The sequence below is a fragment of the Lacihabitans soyangensis genome, assembly GCF_024343775.1.
Taxonomy (GTDB): domain Bacteria; phylum Bacteroidota; class Bacteroidia; order Cytophagales; family Spirosomataceae; genus Leadbetterella; species Leadbetterella soyangensis.
Map to the genome: position 1 here is coordinate 52,266 of NZ_RJUF01000186.1, position 22,429 is coordinate 74,694.

Below are 22,429 nucleotides of genomic sequence, written 5' to 3' on the forward strand. Positions count from 1 at the left end.
TTGGGGTTTTCCCAATTTTATGATAATGATAATATAAATGAAACTTCAATTAATTGATATATTAATTCTTGTCACATATTTGGCTTCGATGATTTTTATCGGGCTTTACATGCGAAAAAAAGCAAAAGCTAATAAAGATAGTTACTTAATGGGGGGTAAGTCATTACGTTGGTATATGCTTGGCTTGAGTGATGCCTCAGATATGTTTGATATCAGTGGCACAATGTGGATGGTAAGTTTATGCTTTGTTTATGGTTTGAAAAGTATATGGATACCTTGGTTGTGGCCTTCATTTAACCAAGTTTTCATGATGATGTATCTAAGTAAATGGCTTCGACGAAGTGATGCTAATACAGGAGCGGAGTGGCTTACCACGCGTTTTGGAATCTCGGGTAAAGGCGTGAAAGCCTCGCAGATAATTGTCATTACTTTTGCTTTAATGAGTTGTTTTGGCTTTTTGGCTTACGGTTTTGTTGGTCTCGGTAAATTTGTTGAGATTTTTATCCCTTGGGAAATTGTCGATCCATACATTCCTTTTTTAATTCCAACCAAATATATCCCGCATTTTTATGGAGTTGTTTTTACTTTGGTAGCCACTTTTTACTCCGTTTTGGGTGGAATGCATAGTATTGTTTTAGGAGATGTTATTAAATATGCCATTATGTCGGTTGCTTGTATTTCAATTGCGATAATTGCAATGAGTCATTTGGATGGTCAGATAATGAATTTACCAATTGGCTGGTATGACCCATTTTTTGGTTGGGAACTAGGCCTAGATTGGTCAAAAATATTACCCGAGGTAAACAAAAAAATTGAATCCGATGGTTATGGTTTATTTGGATTGTTCTTTGCAATGATGCTTCTAAAAGGAGTTTTTGCCTCATTGGCAGGTCCAGCACCTAACTATGACATGCAAAAAGTTTTGAGTACTCGAAGCCCAAAGGAAGCCAGTAAAATGACAGGCTTCGTGAGCATTGTCTTATTACCGATTCGTTACTCGATGATTATTGGACTGACTGTCTTGTCCATACTTTACTATAATCAATTAATTATTAAAACACCTAGTGGGGAGTACGACTTTGAATTATTGTTACCAGGAGCAATCAATAATTTTATGCCTGTGGGTATTTTAGGAATCGTCCTTACTGGACTTATGGGAGCATTCATGGGTACTTTCAGCGGGACATTAAATGCTGCACAAGCTTACATTGTAAATGATATTTATCTAAAGTACATTAATCCGAAGGCTAGCACAAAGACAACAATTAGGACAAATTACTTTGTTGGAATTGTTGTTGTATTTATTGGTATTTTATTGGGCCTTTTGGCGGATAGTGTAAATGATATATTACAATGGATTGTTGGGGGTTTATATGGTGGTTATGCCGCATCAAATTGCTTAAAGTGGTACTGGTGGCGTTTCAATGCAACAGGTTTTTTCTGGGGAATGACCGCAGGAATTGTTGCCGCTTTATTGTTGCCGTACATAACCACTGGTTTACCATTGTATTGGTGGCCAATATTATTTATTATTTCCTTATCAGCATCAATAACTGGAACCTACTTTGCAGATCCAACGGACATTACAGTGTTAAAGCAGTTTTATAAGACCGTTCGTCCATGGGGTTTTTGGCAGCCCATTAATGATTTAGTTTTGCAAGAAGACCCAACCTTTAAACCCAATAAAGGGTTTAAACTAGATATGTTTAATGTTGTTTTAGGTATAATTGCACAACTTACATTGACTGTGCTTCCAATGTATTTGGTACTGGGAATGAATTTCCCTTTGGTGATAGATATAGCCATAATGTTAGTTCTAATTTTAATTTTGAAACGAACTTGGTGGAATAGATTAGAAGATTAAACTAAGAAAATTATCCTCTTACATTTAAATTTAGTAAATTAAAATTTATGAACAGTTTGTTCCAAGAAAGACTCTCAAAATTGACTGACAATCATAGCGAATTAATCGCTCGAAAAAATGAAAAGGAAACGATAGGAAATGGAATTTTTGACCGATACCTTCGGCCAATTATAACCGCAGAGCATATACCAATACATTGGCGTTATGACCTTAATCCAGTGACAAATCCGTTCCTGATGGAGCGTTTTGGAATCAATGCTACTTTTAATTCTGGGGCAATCAAATTTCAGGGGAAATACTTACTCGTTGTGAGAGTAGAGGGTGTGGATAGAAAGTCGTTTTTTGCGGTTGCTGAAAGTCCGAATGGAATTGATAATTTTAAGTTTTGGGAATCACCCATTTCGTTTTCCGAATCACCCATTTCCGATGCAAATATATACGATATGCGTCTAGTTGAACATGAAGATGGCTGGATTTATGGTTTTTTTTGTACGGAACGAAAAGATCCAGAAGCTCCTGTTGGTGATGAATCTTCGGCCATTGCACAGTGTGGGATTGTTCGCACTCGAGATTTGAAAACGTGGGAAAGGTTACCTGATTTGGTGACCCCATCTCCCCAACAGAGGAATGTCGTTTTGCATCCCGAATTTGTAAATGGGAGATACCTGCTCTATACTCGCCCACAAGATGGTTTTATTGATGCAGGATCAGGGGGTGGGATTGGCTATGGTTTTGCTGATTCCATGGAAAAAGCGGTTGTCAGCCGAGAGTTTATTTTAGATGAGAAACGCTACCATACTGTATACGAAGTAAAAAACGGGCAAGGTCCAGCACCGATTAAAACGTCAAAAGGCTGGTTACATTTGGCACACGGTGTCAGAAATACGGCGGCTGGGTTACGGTATGTACTTTATATGTTTTTAACTGATTTGGTCGACACTACCAAGGTTATATATAAACCATCCGGTTATTTTATTGCTCCTGAAGGCAAAGAACGTATTGGAGATGTTTCAAATGTAATATTTGCCAACGGTTGGATCCGAGATGACGATGGAACAGTTTATATTTATTATGCTTCGTCAGATACACGTATGCACGTTGCTACTTCTAGCATCGAACAACTGCTTGATTATGTAATTAATACTGCTCCGGACGGATTAAGTTCTGCGGCTTCAATAGCAACCCTTCAAGAAATAATCAATAAAAACCTTGAACTCGCTCACTTGGAAGAAGCATAGAATGTTCGACTTTAAACCTTGGCATTTTTAAATTCCAAACTTTGAAGGGTCTAGTACTACTCCTTTCATACCAAATAATTAGTTTATTAACTGTGCTCCAAATGAGTGTTTTGTATACTAGTTCTTTCGATGTTGAAAATATTCTAAAAAATAAAATAAAAACTTTAAAATGCTGTCAGAAAGTTTCAAAGTCGAGATTCAAAGCGAATTAGACAATATTTTAAAATTCTGGGTTTTACATTCGATAGATGAAGAATATGGTGGATTTATTGGAAAAATGGACAGTAAAGGTAAAATTTTTCAAAAATCTCCTAAAGGAGCTGTTTTGAATGCCAGAATACTATGGACTTTCTCAGCAGCTTTTAATGAAACAAATAATTTGGAATATTTGGAGTTGGCAAGGCGAGCCTATCACTATATCCAGAAGTGTTTTAGGGACAACCAATACAATGGTGTGTTTTGGTCGGTGGATTTCCAAGGAAACCCCCTTGATACTCGTAAACAAATTTATGGTCAGGCATTTACAATTTATGGTTTGGCAGAGTATTATAAGATTACTAAAGATTTGAGTGCCTTACAATTTGCAAAAGAACTTTTTTACTTTATTGAAAAGTATAGCTTTGACCCAATAAATGGAGGTTATTTGGAGGCATTTGCGGAAAATTGGGAACCTTTAGAAGACTTACGATTAAGTGAAAAAGACCGAAATGATCCTAAAACAATGAACACGCATCTGCATATTTTGGAAGCGTATTCAAAGCTATATTCGGTTTGGAAAAGTGATTTCTTAGAAAGTCAGATTCGTAAACTATTGAATGTTTTTTCAGAGAAAATCATTGATAAATCAACTAATCATCTTCAACTCTTTTTTGATGAAAAGTGGAAGCCACAATCTGCTGTAATTTCGTTTGGTCATGATATTGAAGCAACTTGGTTATTCTTGGAAGCAGCGGAGACCTTAAATGATGATGAATTATTCAAACAATTTTCGAGTATAGCTATCAAAATGGCAGAAGCCACTAAAGAAGGATTGCAAATAGACGGTAGTCTATTACATGAGTTTGACAGCTCTATCAACCATTTTGAGACCCATCGGGAGTGGTGGGTTTCAGCTGAGGCAATGGTGGGTTTTTTAAACGCTTACAAGATTGAACCTAAAGCAACCTATTTAAGTATTGTTCAAGATTTGTGGAGTTTTACAAAAGTAAACCTTATTGATCAAAAACAAGGCGAATGGTTTTGGGGAGTTTTTGATGATTATAGTCCCATGAAGGATGAGGATAAAATAGGTTTTTGGAAATGCCCTTATCACAATGCCCGTGCTTGTATGGAAATTATTCGGAGGTTGGAAATTTTAGAATATGCGATCTCGTAAAGTGTGTTTTAGTAATTTATAAAAACATTAACTAATGAAGATTAAAGACCTTTTTTCGGTACTATTATTTTTTTCGTTCCTTGGAGGTAATGCTCAAGTAATAGCAGATTTCGAAACTGCCTCACAAACTCCAATTATCGCTTTTGGTACCGAGGCGAAAGTGGTTGATAATCCTGATACAATGGGAAATAAAAGTAAGAAAGTACTGTACTACAAAAAGGAAGTTGGTTCTTGGAAATTCGTTGGGTTAACTTTTCCTGCGAAACATTTTATTGGTAAAAATGATGTTTTGTCTTTTAAAATCAGAAGTAGCACCAAAGGACGAGTGTATCCGAAGGTTTGGTTAGGGTCAATGGTTGTGGTCGAAAACTGGGCTTTCGAATATAATTTTCAGCCGGAACCGAACAATTGGACGGAGTGTAAACTTGATATTTCTAAAGTACCTAATGTAAACTTTGATAAAATCGAAATTGCTGCCTCTGTTGATAACGATGCCTTGGCTGCCGATGTTTATATAGATGATATAAGGCTATATAACTCAGCATCTCCCAATGGTGAGCCAATAATTTCGTTTATTGCTTCAACTACAAAGGTTCAAGTAAATCAAACTATTGACTTTGATGCAAGTGGCTCTTTCGATATTGATGGCGGTGCTTTGACTTTCATATGGGATTTTCAAGACGGAACTTCAAAAAGTAATGTCGTAAAAACAAGTCACGTTTTCTTGGAAGAAGGGATTTTTGATGTAGAATTGACAGTAATTAATCAGAAAGGGGTAAGTATAAAAAAAAGGATTAAAATATACGTTTTTGCTAATAATAAGTTGATTAGTAAGCTTTTATTGTCGGCAAAAAAAGCAAATACAAATGAAAAAATAGTTGGAGAATTTGTATTATTCAATGATTACGAAAACCCATACGACCCCGATGAAGTTTCAGTAGATGCAATAATTTTCCTTCCCGATGGGAAAGAACTAATAGTTCCATGTTTTTATTATATTAGAGGGTATTTTCAAGGAAATGATTGGAAAGTTGATTCGACGCAGCAAAATTGGATGTTACGATTTTCTTCCAGTCAAATTGGAAATCATGAAATTATATTGAAATTAACTGATAAATCAGGCATTAGCTTTTCAGGTGTTCAGCGAGTAGATTTGTTAAAAGGCTCTACAAAAGGCATTATTGGCATCGATTCGAACGATAAACAAGCATTGAGGCATCAATCTGGGGAGATGTACACACCACTCGGAATAAATATAGCATGGAATAACACAAGTACCTATACAAATTTGATAAAATCTTTATCGCAGTCGAATGCAAACTTTGTTAGGTATTGGCAAGTCCCTTTCAACAAACAAGCCCTTGAATGGCGAAAGGACGGATATACCGGTGGAATTGGTTTTTACAGCCAACAAGCAGCTGCAATGCAAGATTCTATTTTGAACTTATCAGAAGCCACCGATATGAGGTTGCAGCTAACCTTATTTCAACATGGAATGTTTTCAGAAACCGTTAATTCAAATTGGTCAGATAATCCATATAATATAGCTATAGGTGGCCCTCTCGGAAAGTCAGAAGAGTTTTTTTATAACGAAACAGCTAAAAAATCAACAAAAAAACTTATAAGGTATATAATTGCTCGATGGGGCTATTCCCCTAATGTTTTTGCATGGGAGTTATTCAATGAGGTGCAGTTTACAGGTAGTCATCCAAATCAGAGTTTAGTTTGGAAAACGGCTATCATTGATTGGCATGAAGAAATGACAAAATATATAAAATCGCTTGATTCTTTTAATCATATTGTTACTTCAAGTGCGGACGACGCTCAGTGTTTGGAATTGGATAAACATACAAATCTTGATATTGTTCAGTATCACGTATATAATTCAAAATTACTAAGTACACAGAATTCTAAAGACTTAAATTTTAAAGAAAAACTAACAAAAACAGGTGTAATTAATGGAGAATATGGAGAGGATATTATAAATGCTGATGTACCTTTTGAAAAACAACGTATTGCAATTTGGACAGGTATATTATCGCGGGTTCCTCATATTATGTGGCTTTGGAACAATTACCCAAGTAATCCTGAATGGGCAAAATTATTCGAAATACCAGCTGCCTTTATTAAGAATAAAGATTTTGTGAAAGACGGACTAGTAAGAGACTGGAATCCAATTGTCTCAGAGGGTAGCTTAACCCTGGCTACTGTTGGGTTAAGTACTGCTAACAAAAATTATTTTGCGATATTGTACGATGAACAACTTCAAAATAATATTACCGGAGCTGTTCTAAATCTCACGTCAATTCCTCAGGGAAGCTATAAAATTGGTTATACTAATACGCTGACAGGTAAAAGTACAGAAATTACTTCATATGCCGCTGTTGGTATTAATCGGCTTTTAAAATTACCCACCTTCTCAAAGAGTCTTATCGTATCAATTAGCTATATTGGAGATGTTATTACTCCTGTTGCAATAGCTGAAATCAATACAACAATTATTGGCCAAGGAAAGAGTATAACTCTTACGGGAGAAAATAGTTATAATCCAGATACTACCATGATATTGGAATATCTTTGGAATATAACAGAAAAACCAAGTGCTAGTAAAGTATCAATCGAGAACCTAAAAACACAAGTCTTAATTTTAGATAAGGCGGGGAGATATACCTTTGTTTTGAGTGTAAAAAATGGTAGCAAAGTAAGTAATGTTGATACGGTAGAAGTTTATGCCAATTCTACGCCTATTGCAAACATAGGGAAAGATTTAGAGTCAAATCTTGGACAAACTATCTTCTTTGATCCTACTTTAAGTAGCGATTTAGAGAAGGATTTATTGACTTATAAATGGTCATTAATTCAATCCCCACCCAAAAGTATTAAGCAATTTATAACTACAAATCCCTTAAAACCGTCTTTGTTTATTGATGAATACGGTGAATATTTAATTTCCATGGTTGTTTCTGATCCTTATTCATCCAGTGTTCCTGATACCATTAAAGTATCTGTAAAGGAAATAATTACATTTACCGAACCTATTTTATTGGATAATAAATTTTCAGTTTATCCAAACCCTACGAATAATGATATTATAATTGATTTTAAATCTAATAAAGAACCTCAGCTTTGTTATGAGTTATTAGATATTTCTGGAAAGTCATTATTTAAAGGACTATTGGTTGTTTCACCAAATCAGTTAAATAAATTAAGAATTAGCTTGAAAGAAATTCATTTACAAACAGGTATATATTTACTCAGACTATTTAACATAGATACTCATTTTCAACACAAAATTGTTTTTTTAGACTGAATTCATTTTAACAAAATCTATTACGAACTAAAAGCATTTCTAAAAGTAAATATCTGAATTAATTTTTAACTATTTATGAATCTAATAATTAATCCGAGTACAAATAAAGCGGATATATTCAGCCAAATCACCACTGAGCTTTTCAATATGGGATTTGAGGTTTTTAGCCAGGACCAGACGCGTCCTTGGGGAGGTTTCTTTGTTTTAGAGGAAAAAGATGCTGCTTTTTTTGCTCAAATTTACTTTCCACACTTAGAAATGTCAGGCATGCAAATTACCCATAAATTATCACCCAAAATATTGGTGATTGCTCCGAACAAAAGGCTATCCTGGCAATATCATTTTCGTCGATCGGAAGTCTGGAAGGTGATTGCTGGAACAGATGTTGGTGTAAAAATCAGCTACAACAATGAGGAGCCGGCCGATATAGAAATACTAGACTCTGGAAGTTTTATTCAGATAGATAATGGTGAACGCCATCGCCTGATAGGGCTTAATAATTGGGGTTTAGTAGCAGAAATTTGGCGGCATACAGACTCAAACCAACCTTCCAACGAAGAAGATATTGTACGATTACAAGATGATTTTGGCAGATGATTTATCTTAGTCTATTTCAATAAAAGGTTATCAGATAAAAAATAACCTTTTTTTAAAATCAATCGATTTGTATTTAGACGTTAATTACTGGTATAGTATTTTTAATTTAATATTCTCATAACACGTCTATTTTTTCTAACGAAAAAAAAGATGAACTTAATCGGGTGTTTATGAACAATTCATCGAATTTTTTTCCGGAAAGTAGAATTCGTTTAACTGTCATTATTATTTAAAAGTTTCTTCAGATGATGCCTAAATATTGGATTTTCAATACTTAACATAATTGAATTAAATGAGTAGACTTTGCATGTAAGTTACGGGTTTGTTAAGTTCTTGATTGACCTATTTTTGTCTTATGTATTCTTGGACAATTTTTTCTTCTAGGCTAAATAAAGCACAGTAAGAGCTATTATTGCTTAAAAAGAAAAATTGTTATTCGTATTTGGCATGACTATTAACTTTGTTCGAACAAAGTTATTTCTTCTTTGGAATTAATAACCTTCATGATGAGTTTACCCAATTTTCATCTCAAAGAAACATCTAGAAATGTCAATAATGGGGTATTTGAACGGTTTCGTTTAAGCAATTTCTGTTTGTCACTTTTGTATTATTACATTGAAACCTAAATAATATTTAACCGTCTATTTGTTTTAGCTGCCATTTTGCCATTGATCTTCGTTTAATCAGATGGCTTTCCACCCTAGTTCTTGATCGGTCTGAAACCATTCTCACATTTATTATTTCCTCAATTTGATTTCCTTCGAATTTACTTCCGAACGGTATATATTGAATGAAGAGTAAATTTTCGGTACAGATTACAGATATAAAAGGTTCAATTTAATGCTTTTAAGCCGCCCATTAAGTTTTCCAGTCAAGATAACTACTTCCTTGGATTTCCTAAACTTCAAATAAACTTTCAATTTGCCATAATATTTTGATATTTTATTTTTTAATTGTTTTTGATTTATTCCTTCGGGCCAGATTGCTTAAGCCTTTTTGATAGTATTAGTATAGATTTTTTCATAAATTTAATCTTAGGATCATTTTTTGGATAATAAGGCTTTGATTTGAATAGTATGGCTTCTACCTTGCTGTTTAAATTCTAAAAAGTAGGCATAAACACAGTGATCTAACAGCCACAAAATTTAACTTCAATCTTCAGGTAGTCTATCACAAAATATTAGTTGTAAATGGTGTAAGGCTTTCTGCTGATTTAAAACAGTAAATTTTGTTACAATGCATTTATAATTAAAAATTTCTTTGTATAACTATTTCATTTAAAGCTCTCATCAATATGTTGTGTCCTTGGGGTAACCACAGTAGGTGCAGGTTTGTTGGTTTTTAATGTTGATTTCGAAGACATGAATGCAGTCAAGTTCTGTTGCTCCGAAACCTTTTCCCGATATTATTTTGCCACAGTCTAAACATGTTGAACCAAATAAATCTGATTTGAGTCGAAAGTGTTCACAACTTTTAGGTACTTTTTGGAAAGAACCAGTCATTAGTACTTTGAGCAACGATTGTATTTGACTTTCATTGAGATTCATTTTTTAAAGGAATCTGCGTGACTTTGACGCCGCTCAGCCGGCGGTTATTTATGTAAAAATACTTGATTGAACATGAAGATAGTTTATTTTGATTAATTTGACAAGTTTATTTACTATTTTATGTTTTTCCAGAGGTTTTACAGAGTTAGGGAGTTTAAGCTAAGAAAACGGTCGTTATGTTGACTCCAATAGAACTATTGTGATATTAAAGTTTTTCAAGTAGGAGCAAATTCGTTTTTATTGAAATTGAATTAAGTATTATTTTTTCTATGAGAAAAATTGGACGATATCTTCTTTCTACATTTAAAACGATACTTCCTGAAAACGCACAATTTCTTTTGAGGTTACTGTAAAAGAATTCATTATGGATCTTTGATTTTGTTTAACCGCTCTAATATTGGCAACGGGGCATACCACCAAATAATATAACTATCCTTAGAAAAGTATACCATAATTGCAATTATTAATAAGCTAATTAATTTGAAATTTTTAGACCAAGGTTCAAGGAGATCTTCTATTATTAACTTAATTTCCCTATTCAACTTTCCAAAGTTTCTTACCGATGCAATAATCTTTACCCAACGCATATAATTTGTTATGCATTAATGTTCTAGTACAATTTTAAAATAAGTTTTTCCTCAGTTTTTTTCAAAAATAAACTGCTGTTACACAAGTCTTGCTAAACAAACCTAACAGCATTTCATGGAAATTTCTTTATGGTTAAAAAAATAGAACAAGAATTTTTCAAAGTTAAAAGCAGGGATTTTATAATAATAGTATAAAACTTTTTTGTTGGATGTCTTTTATATGCTTGTTATCAGGTATTTATCAATAACTGAAAAAATGAGGCAAAAAAGTCTTAAGAAACGGACTATTTATAAAGTTTTTCTTTTATTGATTTTATGGAATTGACTTCGTTAAGTGATATTAAATAGAAGCAGTTTTGTTAATCACTATTTTCAAAAAAAGGTTTTTTTATTAATTTTGAAGTTGCTCAAATGTGCTACTATTACAAAGGGGATGTTTGGCAACAAAAATCCTCCGAATGGTAGGAGAACTTAATAATAATTAAAAATCTCATCTATCTTACTTTTCACCTACCTCATCCTAAAATTAGGTTTCCTTTCAATGTTTGATAATGTATAAACCAAGCATTTGTCATTTTATTAAAACCTTCAATGAAATTGGAAATAATGAGGAAATATACGTTTATAAGTATTAGGGAACTGGTATTTATGTTCCAAACAATGGAGATTTTGCAAATTATAGGGATACAGTACCACCAAACGGGAGCGTTCTGGAAATCGGAAGTGGTGAACAGAATTGGTTTTCTAAATTGAATTAGAGACTGCTAAGGTTTGCACTCACTCTGACATCTTTTGTATTTAATTTTGATTTTAGTGCAGTTAACCGGATTAAGTCTGCATTTAAACTTGGTGGGATTTTTCTGGAGATGTCTCGATACAGTTTTGCAATGTCTGATTTTAGATCCTGGCGTTTTCGGACCCATTGGCCTTTTTCGTAATCGGACATAGAGGGAAATCGGGATTCGCCGGACTGGTAATCGGATTCTAGGTCATTGATTTCGTTTTGGATGATTTGGAGTTCTTTGTTGTAATGGCTTTGTTCTTCTCGGATATGGATTTCGAGGGTTTGGATTTCTAATTGGTCTTTGGTGTTGTCGGGAGCCAGAGTGAAGAAGTCGAAATTTGTCACGTATTCTTTTTCGATGGTCTTTGTTGTTTTTTGTGCTACTCCATCAAAGTAGGTTAAATCCACATTTGATTGTATCTGCAGTTTTAAGAGTGGCTGCTTTAAGTGTTTTTTTAGGCTATCTGGTCTGACGTTGATTATTTGAATGGTTTTGGGTTTTCTCTCTTTTCCCGAATGTGATAAGGATAGAAATTTACAGTCTTCCTTTGGGTATCTTTCAAAGTTTGTTCCTTTTAGAATCACGAAATCAGAGCCGATATCGGTGATGAGCATCCCTCCTACTGTGTCTTTTTGGGTATTTAAGAATGTAATGTTTAGGTAATCGGTGTGTCGTCGAGTTTCTCTCTTCAAGTGACTGTAGGTCAGAAATGTTTTGTTGTATTGCTGCCAAAAGCCATTTGCAAATAAAGGTTGGCAGAATAGAATTAAACTACAGAATATCACAAATATGACGGCTTCGCTACGCAAATCGTTTGTTCGTAGTCTCATACCCGGATTTCCGGGCAGTACACAGGGACGGGTGCTAAAGGGATACCAAAATGCAACTCCTTGTTTAGTGACCATATCAAATATGTTATGCGATAGTATTCCATAACCCACGATTATGGAATACGTACTTCCTAAATGATATAATGATTCGATGAGTTTTATGACTAGTATTATCCCAATTAAAAAAACGAATGAATGTGTGATGGTCCGATGGCCATATTTTATACTTAACCATTTTGCCAATGGATATGAGGCTTTTCCAATTAGTGAACGTGTGTGATCGATATCGGGTAGAATTGCTGCTACAACTGTTATTGCTATATATTCTGGTTTTTCAAATATGTTTATGTCGTTGAAGCTGGCAAATAGCCCTGTGATTGTGATGCCTCCGGATATGTGATTGAAGGATTGCATGTTGGGGGTGATTTTTTAGTAAATATAAAGAAAAAATAATATTAATTTATTGCTTAATCTCTATTAATTCGGTGTATTCAACCTTGTTTTGAATTACTTTATGTCGGCTGCCGCCTGGGCTCTTCTTTTTTTGCTCACCCAAAAAAAGAAGGCAAAAAAAGGGTGCACCCTGCAAACTCACACATTCAAAATTCAATTTATGATTTGTATTTTAAAAGACAATAGGGTTCTTGAATTTTGACTGTGTTCAGACAGTGCAGGGCGATATAATGTTCTTATTTCTTTGATCTTCTGAAGTTGCTGTGTGGTTGGGGTGCGTTGGGTGTGGGGCTATTTAACATAATGGCCTTATACAACATGGGCTTTAGTCCCGTAGCGATAGCGGAGCCATTAGGATGCTTGTATAAGATGCTATTATGTTAAATAGCTTTGGGTTGAATATCTTTGGCGTAATTTTTTTGCTTGTGCGTTGGCCATAGCTCTTTGTTTTTCTGAGGTACGAAGAAAATAATGTGCTATATGTGCGGCTGGGGGCAAAAATTATGACAATGATATTCAACGAAGGGCTGTGGCGGCTTTGGGCGTGTTGATTGCGAATTCTTTTTAGGCCTCTTTACTGAAACATCGGACCGCTCCAGTGTGGGAATGAATTGAAAGTGATATTGTGTATTCAGGTCTGACCTACGGTACTGACCTTGGAGTAGGTTGTAAATCTTTATGCGGAAAGGCTGGATTGGTTTTGTGTTTGTTATAGTTTGTGAGGACACCAACTATGTCTTGTTGGTATTCAGGTCTGACCTTCGGTGCCGACCTTGAGTTGGGTTTGAAGTTTTATTCTGAAAGGTTGGATTGCTTTTGAGGGTGTTATAGTTTGTGAAGACACAAACTATGTCGGGTCTGATCATTGGTGCCGACCCTTGCCGGGACACCAGTTATGGTATAGAGATACAGAGAAGGTATTGTACGGTCTAAAGTACACTGAGCCAAAAAATGATTGTTTCAAACTTCTTTTGTCTAAAACGTCTAAGTAACACCTTTAATTCGCCACATAACACCTTTAATGATTTTCGGCGTGTGAGATTACAATTTTTTGTGAAACTTTTCTAAAGTTTACCTAAAAAGCATGTAATTCTATGACAATAAATTTAGGCTTGACAAAAAAGATTAAGCTATCCGAAGTTTTGTATTTTAAGGCAAAAAGCAATTACACCATTATTTACTTAACTAAAGGTAGACAAATTAGTATCCCGAAAACTCTAAAAACGTTTGAAGAAACTCTGGTTACAACAAACTTTTTTCGAATTGATAGGGCGTATATAATTAATCTAGGTTTTGTTAAAATGTTGTATAAAAGTGGTAGAAATATAGAAGTGGAACTAATAAACAAGATAAAAATTCCAATTGCCAGAAGAAGAAGGGGAGATTTCAATAAGTTTACTAGGAGATCACGAATAGTCTTACCTAAGGTAATTGATCATAAACCGAACATATTATAATATTTCCTAGGTTTATATAAATTTTATCAATGAAATTTATGTCATAACTATATTCCGAGAGTATTTGGCATATGAATAAAAAGAAATTTACAAATTCGGCACAATCTATTTTAATTTGGTTCTGATAAAATAACTCAAAGATAAGTGTTGTTTAAAAATGTCAAACTTAAAATAATTAATCGTTCCAATGTTGAGCGTGGAGAAAGATTTTTGATTTTATTGCTACCGAAGAAACTAAAATAAACGCCATTCTACAAAAGGTCATTTTATCCAAGTTTTTCAAATTTTAGTGTATTTATTATCATGATTTGCTACGATTGACAAAATAATGTTAAATACCAAACAAACTACTGTATAAACCAATCCCCCATTGTTTTTCCAAATGAATTTCTCCGTTATAAGTAAGTAGATTATGGTTAATAATGAAGCTAGAGAAAATAGTATTACTTCCCACTTAATGTCCAAATGTGGTTTTGTTTTCATCGACTTCTCTTCCATACTTCTTACCTATTTATGGATTATCATTATGTAGCCCGTCGGAATTTAACCTAAATAAGTTAGTATGTGCTTTTACACAAGTTTTGACTACCCATTTGAGTTATAAGTGGCCAATTTGGGGTGACGGGAATTTTTGAGAGAATAAATACTTCTAAAATTTCATTAAAAGTTTCCTAAGTATGCTTCGATGGCCACCTCTGTTAATTTATCCACTAAGTATCATACTGAGTTTATTGGTTAACCAACATGTTTTTTTTGTAAAACAATATTTATTAACCTATTTAGCCCAAGGTTTATAGAATTTTTAGGTTAAAAGAACCACAGTAAAAAACAAAATGTGGAAAGGATAAGAGTGAAAAGTTCTTGATTTTTGGTTTGTGTAATTTTATCACCTGTTAAGTGTTGTTTATCCCCTAAAAATGATTTTATGTCTTATTATGCATGTAGTTTAGCGATAGCTTTGTCTAATGTCTTTCAAAGAGGAGATTCTCAAATATGAGTACAGCATTTCTGTAGAAATAATAGAAGTAAACATTTTATGATGAGTAATTTAGTCAATAGAATTCAAAATAAATTTGGTCTTTTGATTTTACTTTATAGCTTCATTGTCTCGGTTTCTCAAATTTTTATTTCTATTTCCTTCATTTTTATTTTGATTGAATATATTGGTTTGGGAATATATATAATTGGTAGGTTCAAAGGAAAGCCCTGTCTATCCAGAAGAGAATATTTAAAGTTTATAAAAGACATAAATTCAGGAGATAATGATGCCTAACAAGTATAATTAAAGTAAGTTGTTGGTGTAGTTGTGGTTTAAGAATTTAGCAAAAATCCATCTTGATTGCTCCTTTTAGACTTTATCTATTTTGTTTATTTGTCAGATGAGGGAGGCTAAAAAGGTTTTATTATCAATGCTTTGGAATTATGTACCTATCGGTAATCGTTAGTTGGAATCAATGATAAGTGTGTTAAATACCTCAGATTACAAAAAAAATTGAATTAACAATCCCAAAAGTATGCTTACGCGAGAGCTTAGAATTCTTATAGAGAGTATAAAGGTGGTATTGCTTGATAGCTCAGTGGGTCCATTAAAGGAATTGTTGGAGGAGTCAAGAGTGAATTGGAAACGGCTAGAAAAAATGGTAGTTTATCATCAAATACGCCCTATACTGAATGAAGCATTCAATCGAATAGATTTTAAATCTCCGATTTCAAAAGAATTAAGAGAGTTTACTTTGGAGCAGACAGTTAAAAATCTGGCGGAAGTTTCGGAACTTAACTTTTTACTAGAGCTACTTTGGAAAAATGACATACCCGTACTACCCTACAAAGGATTATTATTTTTAGAAAAAATTTACCTTAATAAACAACTTCGGGAGTCTGGTGATATAGATATCATTGTTCAACCAAAAAATGCGTTGAGGGCTTTAAGACTACTTTTAAAATATGGATATACCTTTAAGTTTGATATGGAAGTAACCGATGAGGCTCTGAGTTCTATGATTAGTCGTTCTCAATGGCGTGAAGTTAGTCTAGTTAAGAAGATTCCCATCGGATTGAATATTACCTTAGACTTCCATTGGGCAATCAATGAGACATTTCACTCTTATGATTTGAATTTGGAAGATTTTTTCAGAAATACTATTAAAAGCGATTTTTTAGGTCAACCTGCAATAGTTCCGAATTTTGATTATTTATTTTTGATGTTGCTGAATCATAATGGAGGTAGAGGAACTTGGCTGCGATTGAAAGACCTTTGTGATTTAATTGAGATAAAAAAGCAGTTCACAAAAACGAAAATGCCAGCACTTGCGTACCAAGCTCGAATGAATTCGGTTTATCGAACTGCCATGGAACTATTGAATGTATGTTTTCACAGACAAAATTTTAAAAAACTAAACGTGGCAACAGTATTGATTATTAAATTTTGGGAGAAATCTGAGCATGTACATTTGTTTATTCCCAAGCTAAAGATGTATAGGATATATAGATTAGTACAGGACATTAGGCCTACTTGGTTTAGATACTTAAATACCTTTTTGAAGTATTACTCTGTACCGAATAAAGGTGAGAAAAAAAGAATTGTTGTTTTTCCAGATAATTACACTGTACTGAACAGTCTTTCCAAATTGGTTTCATATTCCTTATTCCGTATCAACGTTTTTTTTGGCAAGCTATTTAGGCCAAGAAACTGAATCAAATTTGGTACTTTCAGAAAATTTGTATAATTGATTCGAAGATGACATTTTTCAAGCTATTATAAATTGTCGATATATTGGCTATTATTTGAAAAGTCTAATTGAACTATTCTTATTTCAGTAAAAGTAATTTGTTTAAACTGAGACAGAAATAATCGTTGGTTTTTTACTCAATTTCATTCAGAACTGCGAGGTCGCCATATATTTCTTTTGCTTTCTTGTTGTAGGCTTCGGCAGCCTCAATTTCAGTTTCATAAGACCCGATGAATTTTAGTTTCCCATTAATCTTTAGAGTAGCAATATAGCCTTTAATTACGCCTCTAAATTTGGATTTACCTAAACTAGATTTCTGGTAGGTTTTATGCCCTTTTTGACTTCTTGTTATATACTCTAGATTAGATTTTGAACAATTTAGGCTATTGCCGTCTTTGAAATGAATTCTTTGATTGTTTGTTGGAGAGCCAATTATTAAATGGTGTAAATATTCTCTTTTTTTCTTGTCATTTTCATCTTTGTAGTAAAAATATGCGTAGCCGAATTTTTTCCCTTTTCTTTTTGTAATCGTTAATTTCCAATTATAATTTTGGACAAAAAAAAATCGGCATCGTCGACCGTTGCATATACTCCTGATCGTAGTTCGATAGTTTTCATTTATTAAAATTTGTTCAAAACAGCCATGTCAGAGAATAATTGTTCGGCTTTTTTGTTGTAAGCCATTGCAGCCTCTAGTTCGCTATTGAAAGAGCCTAAATAGTAGGTTCTTTTCTCATGTTTTATTTGAGCTATATATTTTAAAGCAACCCCTCTAAACCTTGATGTATGTCCTTTAGTTTGGGATTTGATATGAGAAAAGGTTCCTTTTGATACGTAAGATAGGTTATTCCTTTGGCAGTTCATCCTGTTGCCATCCTTAAAAAATGCTGTTTGATGATTTTCTTTCGGCCCTAAAATTAGCTGATGCAGATATTTGTATTTCCTTTGTTCTTTTAGGAAAACTCTGCAGATTGGTTTACCGGGTGTATTTTCAGTGGTAGAGATTTTTAGTTTTTTTATCTTCTCGTAATCTTCTTTGTCGATGAGTAATTCGCAGCCTTCTTTTATAGAAATTGTCATAGTATTAAATTAATATCATTTAGGAATATATATTTTGCTGAGTTTTATTAAAGTCTTCTCATTTTAATATTTTTAATAATAAGGTTATTTGAATTCATGCAACTGATTATTTTTAGAAGCAAGGTAATTTTTTATAATATCTGGCAAAATACTGTTTTTAAACTCGAATTGCTTACTGGTTAGGGTACAAATAGTACATAATTCACACAATAAAGGTGATAGTTAGTCACCGTGTTTTTTCATGTAATATTTCTTTTGAAAGTTCTTGAAGGATAAGTATTTACCTTCTATATTTATGCAGGAGGGAGGAATCTTTTGATTAGTACAACCCTCCCTTTTGATTCTAAATATAATGCTGATTAACTTTCATTTTTTGCCGGGTGAAGATATCATCTGGGTAAGCTCAATGTCGCAGAAAGGAATTTTCGATAATATTGAGTCATGTGATATAAGTGAATTTATAGACTTTGATCTTTTGCTAAATGATAATATCTGTAATTTTTCGGCAGTAAAGTTTTTCGCAGATGAAGAAGTAATTATAGCAAAGCGAGACTTTTTTGGTACTATTCCATTATTTTTCAAGGTTGAAGAAGGTAGTTGTTACACATTTTCTGATTCACTGTCGGGGCTTCTTGATGTTAGGGATATTCAAGTAAATGAGGAACGGATTCATTATTATCTTAATTCGGATGACTTAGACAAACTGCAGAAAACACATTTAACTTTTTTTGAGGACATCTATCAAGTTCCTGCTGGGTGTATTGCTAGGATTAGTGCTAGTTGTGTTGAGATTTCTTCTCTAAACTACTTGAGGACATTAGCAAAAAAAAAAGGACTTGTTGATATCATTAAAGCTAAGTTATCCGATGTCATAAACCAAGACAGTCACGTATCTTATAATGTTAGTGGTGGAATAGATTCCACTGGGCTGGCGTCAATTCATGAACATTATTTATCAACAGTTATAGAAGCAAAATTTTGTGCCCTAGAGACGGGTTTTGAATCATGTAACGAAAAGGTGTATCAGAAGAGTTTTGAGACAAAGTATGATAAAGAAATAAGTTTTTTTGAAATCAATTCAGCCATTAAGCAAGTTACTGAAAATTATGTGAATTACTCTCTCCACCCCCCTCTACTATATAGCTTGGTGTCGGTCTTTGATGGTATTTTAGAAGGTTTAAAAGCCCAAAATGTAGAGAATCTGATTATGGGACATGGTGGAGATAGTGTATTGGGGCATGGTTATGAATATATAGCAGTTTTGAAAAGAGAAAGAAATTATGTTGGTCTAAAAAAGTTCATTGAAAAAATAACTGAAGGGGGGCTTCTAAAATCAAAGTTTCCAGATTGGGATTCATTCACAAGGTCTAAAAAAAGAAGTATCAGCCTTTTATTTTTTGTATTCCCCCATACTAAAGAGAATTTGAAATATTTTCCTACTTTTTTAGGGAGTTATGTAAAATGTGGTGGAAGTTTGATTTTCTTTTTTTTTCATGTTTTTAAGTCGTTGAGAAGCAAATTTGAATTAAACACTAAATTATTTAAGATAAATAGTATTGTAAAAAACAACCATTTATTCAAAATCAACTATCAACCATCTCGATACCCTAGTGTACAGAATTGGGTCACTTCTTGTACAATGGAGGTGTTTTATAATCTGAGTATGCTTTATAATATGCGATTTGTATTTCCGTTTTTTTCTACGGAATTGCTGTCAATTAGTTTGCTTTATTCTAATGAACAGAAATTTGGCAATGGAATAGGCAGAGCTCATTTTCGGAGGGAATTGGCAGGCATTCTTCCTCAAAAGGTTAGAAATAGGATTGGCAAAACTAGTTTTGATGAGTTGTTTGTTAGTGAGATTCGAAATTATATAAACCAAGTAGGTGATATTTCTTCAGCTCATAGGCTTTGGAAATACGTAGATGCCGATGCCTATCAGAGAATAGTCGAAATTATATTAGATGATGAGATTACTTATCATAGAAAAGTTAGTCTTGCTCATTTGATTCATCGGACTTTAAATATAAAGATCTGGTTAGATTGTATTCTTAAATTTGAAAATTATGAAAATACGAAGTAAAATTCTATTCTTGATTTGTATAGGTATTTTGATATGCTGTAATAGAAATAAAAACGAGGAACCTCAACCTATTCAATATTATCCAGAGATGAAAATTGGAGATGCCTGGATTTATAGAATCGATGAAGTAAGTAAAATTCTTTCAAAGGAGATAGGTTCAACTTATATTTTAAAAATTGAGGTTATTGACACCTTAAGATATAATGGTGAAAAATATTTTCAAAAGGCGTGGTATAAGTCAAGTTCAGAGGTTGGTTCTTGGGAATATTTGAAGACGTCGTTTGAATATAGGAATCAGAAAGGTGTATTTGAGAAAGAGCTCAATAATCATTTTCAAAAAGTGGCCTTTCCGGTAGCATTTAGTACGTCTTGGAAGGTAGATCAGCGAACTGGGGTCTTTGAAGAAGGCAAAGCCAAGTATTTGACATTTAATAAGAAATTTACCTTTGGTCAGGAGGTATTAAACGATATTTATGGTGTTGCGGTTAAATATGATTCAACGGGTATATATAATTTTCAGGAGTTTGAAGAATATAGTCCCAAGTATGGATTGGTATCTGCATACAAAAAGAACATACTTTATTGCCAAGAAAATGCAGCTTGCCTTGGTAAAAATATAGAAGAGTCAAAAACTACCATCACGCAGACATTGGTAAAGGTTATTCGGTAATTTGTATTTTCCCAGAACCAACTAATTTTATTTTGTCAACTGAGATATTTATTATTTTGTAGGTATACCTACCGGGTTTATCTGCACACCATATATTTGAATTACTAGTTCTTTTATCGTCTGACTTACTTTGGTTTATTAGCTTTCCATCTAGGCCGTAGATTAAATATTTGAAGTGGGCATAAGAATTGTTAGGACCCCCTACTGGCCATTCAAATTTCACACAATTGGTACTTGGATTGGGATAGACTTTGACCTGTGTATCTGTTTTCTCAAAGTTACTTAAAATTGTACTTACTGTGAAGTTTAATAAATAAGGCTTTTCACGGTTGCTATTTCCGATAGAATCTTTACCAACTATGGCCATTTCGTAAAAACCAGGCTTAAGGCCCTTTAAGGAAATTTGAAGCTCAAGATTGCTATTAGAAACACTTTTCAAATAATATTCGTAGGTGTCGATTGGAAGAATAGTATATTGACAGGAGTCACATGATTTCAGGTATATCGTAAAATTTTTACTTGGTTTGTTTTTATTGGATAGGGTTTTATCATCAATTATATTGATTTGGAAAGTTGGTGATGTAGGAACCAACATTTTATCGTAAGTGTTCTGTTGTTCCAAAAGGACCAGTATATTTGGTTCTTTGTCGTCTTTGAAAACAGGAGGCTCAAATAGTTTAATTTGAAAGTTGTTGTTGTTTTCATTGTCTTCATTGATAAGGTTGTTAAAATCGAGCGAAATATCAATTTCTTCGAATAAAGAAGAGCTTTCGATAGGAATATATAAAGAATCCGAAAGTTTCGGTAACGTAGAATTGATCTTTATGGTATCATTAAATACACTATTTTTAAGTATAATTTGAATGGGTAAGCTGGTACCACTTTTGTATTTACCTAGGTTGATTAGGTTGATAAAAAGTTTACTTGTGGCTTCGTTAAAACTGGCGGTTAGAATTTTTAAATCTGGTTTGTCATAACCAAATATTTTGAGTGCAGGATCTCCAAAAAGAAGGGTCTGGTGAATGTGTAAAATATCATATTCTGATTTGTAGGATAATTTTGAGTAGTCTTCCGCCACTAATTTAAGTGCTTCTCCAACAGTTGGTTCAACTGTAGATTGAAAGATTTTATCATAAAAAACTTTCGCATGATTGATTAAAGAAGTAGGATAACCAAAATAAGATTGGCCAATCGTGGCTATTGCACCTTTTTTGGCACTAAAAAGCCAGTCATATGAAAGAGTAGGAATTTCCCTGAAATAGTTATTAAAAGCACAACCATTAAAATATAATACAGGATATCTGGTATTATTATAACCTAAAATAGGGTCGGAAACGAAGCCGATATTTAAATCAACAAGTTGATACGCTGAATGGCCAAAGAAGCTAATCAAGGAGACCCCATCATTTAGGTTCTTAACAATGTTTGCCGGTTCTTTAGGGTCTAAAATTTGCTTGTTTTTTGAAGTTATGTTTAAACCATAATCGCTATAATCCGCAATATTTTTCAAATCTTTCATGTAGTTTGTCCAAGTATTAATTTGTGAAAAACTATCCCCCCCACTTAAATGAACAACGCTCTTTTGGGAGATATCAGGGCTCGCATTTTCATGCTGTTGTACTTTTTCAAGATAAATTAAAACTTCCTCATTCGACAAAGCAGGTATTCTACCGGTAGCTATTCCGGGTACATCTTGATCAGTGATTATTCCAGAGCTTAAGAGCAAGTCTGAGGCGGGGTAACCAAAGCTGGGTACCAGGTCGTTAATTTTATTCACGCCAGTGTATGCACTGAATGCTTTTCCAATCAGAAGAAGAAAGGAAG

General features: G+C 33.5%; 13 protein-coding genes. 9 read left to right on the top strand and 4 right to left on the bottom strand.

Annotation, left to right across the window (positions count from 1 at the left end; all coding sequences use genetic code 11):
* Positions 1–37 precede the first annotated feature (37 nt).
* The 5 genes from EGI31_RS22275 to EGI31_RS22295 all read left to right on the top strand — a co-directional run bounded on the left by EGI31_RS22275 (position 38) and on the right by EGI31_RS22295 (position 8,384).
* A complete protein-coding gene (locus EGI31_RS22275; protein WP_255039401.1) occupies positions 38–1,864 on the top strand; it encodes a sodium:solute symporter family protein in 1,827 nt (608 codons plus the stop codon).
* A 47-nt stretch (positions 1,865–1,911) separates the two neighbouring features.
* Positions 1,912–3,102: a glycoside hydrolase family 130 protein gene (locus EGI31_RS22280; RefSeq protein ID WP_255039402.1), complete on the top strand. Its 1,191-nt coding sequence runs from the start codon at positions 1,912–1,914 to the stop codon at positions 3,100–3,102.
* 169 nt (positions 3,103–3,271) lie between these two features.
* A complete protein-coding gene (locus tag EGI31_RS22285) occupies positions 3,272–4,477 on the top strand; it encodes an AGE family epimerase/isomerase (RefSeq protein WP_255039403.1) in 1,206 nt (401 codons plus the stop codon).
* Between the two features lie 34 nt (positions 4,478–4,511).
* Positions 4,512–7,787, top strand: coding sequence for a PKD domain-containing protein (locus EGI31_RS22290; RefSeq protein ID WP_255039404.1), 3,276 nt, complete (start codon positions 4,512–4,514; stop codon positions 7,785–7,787).
* Positions 7,788–7,862: 75 nt separating this feature from the next.
* Positions 7,863–8,384 carry a cupin domain-containing protein gene (locus EGI31_RS22295; RefSeq protein ID WP_255039405.1) on the top strand — a complete coding sequence of 174 codons (522 nt, stop codon included), beginning with the start codon at positions 7,863–7,865 and terminating at the stop codon, positions 8,382–8,384.
* Positions 8,385–9,673: 1,289 nt separating this feature from the next.
* On the opposite strand, the gene EGI31_RS22300 is transcribed toward EGI31_RS22295, so the two are convergent.
* Complete coding sequence (locus EGI31_RS22300; RefSeq protein ID WP_255039406.1) at positions 9,674–9,931, bottom strand: hypothetical protein; 258 nt, start codon at positions 9,929–9,931, stop codon at positions 9,674–9,676.
* A 1,341-nt stretch (positions 9,932–11,272) separates the two neighbouring features.
* A complete protein-coding gene (locus tag EGI31_RS22305; protein ID WP_255039407.1) occupies positions 11,273–12,547 on the bottom strand; it encodes a metal-dependent hydrolase in 1,275 nt (424 codons plus the stop codon).
* A gap of 1,133 nt (positions 12,548–13,680) precedes the next feature.
* Here EGI31_RS22305 and EGI31_RS25505 point away from each other — a divergent pair.
* Together EGI31_RS25505 and EGI31_RS22310 are read left to right on the top strand one after the other, a co-directional pair.
* Positions 13,681–14,043: a LytR/AlgR family response regulator transcription factor gene (locus tag EGI31_RS25505; protein ID WP_374760707.1), complete on the top strand. Its 363-nt coding sequence runs from the start codon at positions 13,681–13,683 to the stop codon at positions 14,041–14,043.
* Positions 14,044–15,557: 1,514 nt separating this feature from the next.
* Positions 15,558–16,736 (top strand): nucleotidyltransferase family protein, encoded by a 1,179-nt coding sequence (locus EGI31_RS22310; protein WP_255039408.1) that lies wholly within the window; start codon positions 15,558–15,560, stop codon positions 16,734–16,736.
* Between the two features lie 657 nt (positions 16,737–17,393).
* Here the strand turns inward: EGI31_RS22310 and EGI31_RS22315 are convergent.
* Positions 17,394–17,852, bottom strand: coding sequence for an AP2/ERF family transcription factor (locus tag EGI31_RS22315; RefSeq protein WP_255039409.1), 459 nt, complete (start codon positions 17,850–17,852; stop codon positions 17,394–17,396).
* 352 nt (positions 17,853–18,204) lie between these two features.
* Here EGI31_RS22315 and EGI31_RS22320 point away from each other — a divergent pair, with 352 nt between their 5' ends.
* Both EGI31_RS22320 and EGI31_RS22325 read left to right on the top strand, forming a co-directional pair.
* A complete protein-coding gene (locus EGI31_RS22320; protein ID WP_255039410.1) occupies positions 18,205–19,935 on the top strand; it encodes an asparagine synthase-related protein in 1,731 nt (576 codons plus the stop codon).
* Positions 19,919–20,605, top strand: a complete 687-nt coding sequence (locus EGI31_RS22325; protein ID WP_255039411.1) for a hypothetical protein — start codon at positions 19,919–19,921, stop codon at positions 20,603–20,605. Before EGI31_RS22320 ends, EGI31_RS22325 begins: the two co-directional genes overlap by 17 nt.
* Here EGI31_RS22325 and EGI31_RS22330 read toward each other — a convergent pair.
* Positions 20,595–22,429: C25 family cysteine peptidase (locus tag EGI31_RS22330; RefSeq protein WP_255039412.1), on the bottom strand; the 1,835-nt coding region annotated here is incomplete at its 5' end. The genes EGI31_RS22325 and EGI31_RS22330 overlap by 11 nt on opposite strands.

Coding starts and splice junctions, on each gene's coding strand:
- EGI31_RS22305 (WP_255039407.1), bottom strand. CDS start 12,547: ATGCAATCCTTCAATCACATATCCGGAGGCATCACAATCACAGGGCTA.
- EGI31_RS22275 (WP_255039401.1), top strand. CDS start 38: ATGAAACTTCAATTAATTGATATATTAATTCTTGTCACATATTTGGCT.
- EGI31_RS22300 (WP_255039406.1), bottom strand. CDS start 9,931: ATGAATCTCAATGAAAGTCAAATACAATCGTTGCTCAAAGTACTAATG.
- EGI31_RS22285 (WP_255039403.1), top strand. CDS start 3,272: ATGCTGTCAGAAAGTTTCAAAGTCGAGATTCAAAGCGAATTAGACAAT.
- EGI31_RS22325 (WP_255039411.1), top strand. CDS start 19,919: ATGAAAATACGAAGTAAAATTCTATTCTTGATTTGTATAGGTATTTTG.
- EGI31_RS22280 (WP_255039402.1), top strand. CDS start 1,912: ATGAACAGTTTGTTCCAAGAAAGACTCTCAAAATTGACTGACAATCAT.
- EGI31_RS22295 (WP_255039405.1), top strand. CDS start 7,863: ATGAATCTAATAATTAATCCGAGTACAAATAAAGCGGATATATTCAGC.
- EGI31_RS22320 (WP_255039410.1), top strand. CDS start 18,205: ATGCTGATTAACTTTCATTTTTTGCCGGGTGAAGATATCATCTGGGTA.
- EGI31_RS22315 (WP_255039409.1), bottom strand. CDS start 17,852: ATGACAATTTCTATAAAAGAAGGCTGCGAATTACTCATCGACAAAGAA.
- EGI31_RS22290 (WP_255039404.1), top strand. CDS start 4,512: ATGAAGATTAAAGACCTTTTTTCGGTACTATTATTTTTTTCGTTCCTT.
- EGI31_RS22310 (WP_255039408.1), top strand. CDS start 15,558: ATGCTTACGCGAGAGCTTAGAATTCTTATAGAGAGTATAAAGGTGGTA.
- EGI31_RS25505 (WP_374760707.1), top strand. CDS start 13,681: ATGACAATAAATTTAGGCTTGACAAAAAAGATTAAGCTATCCGAAGTT.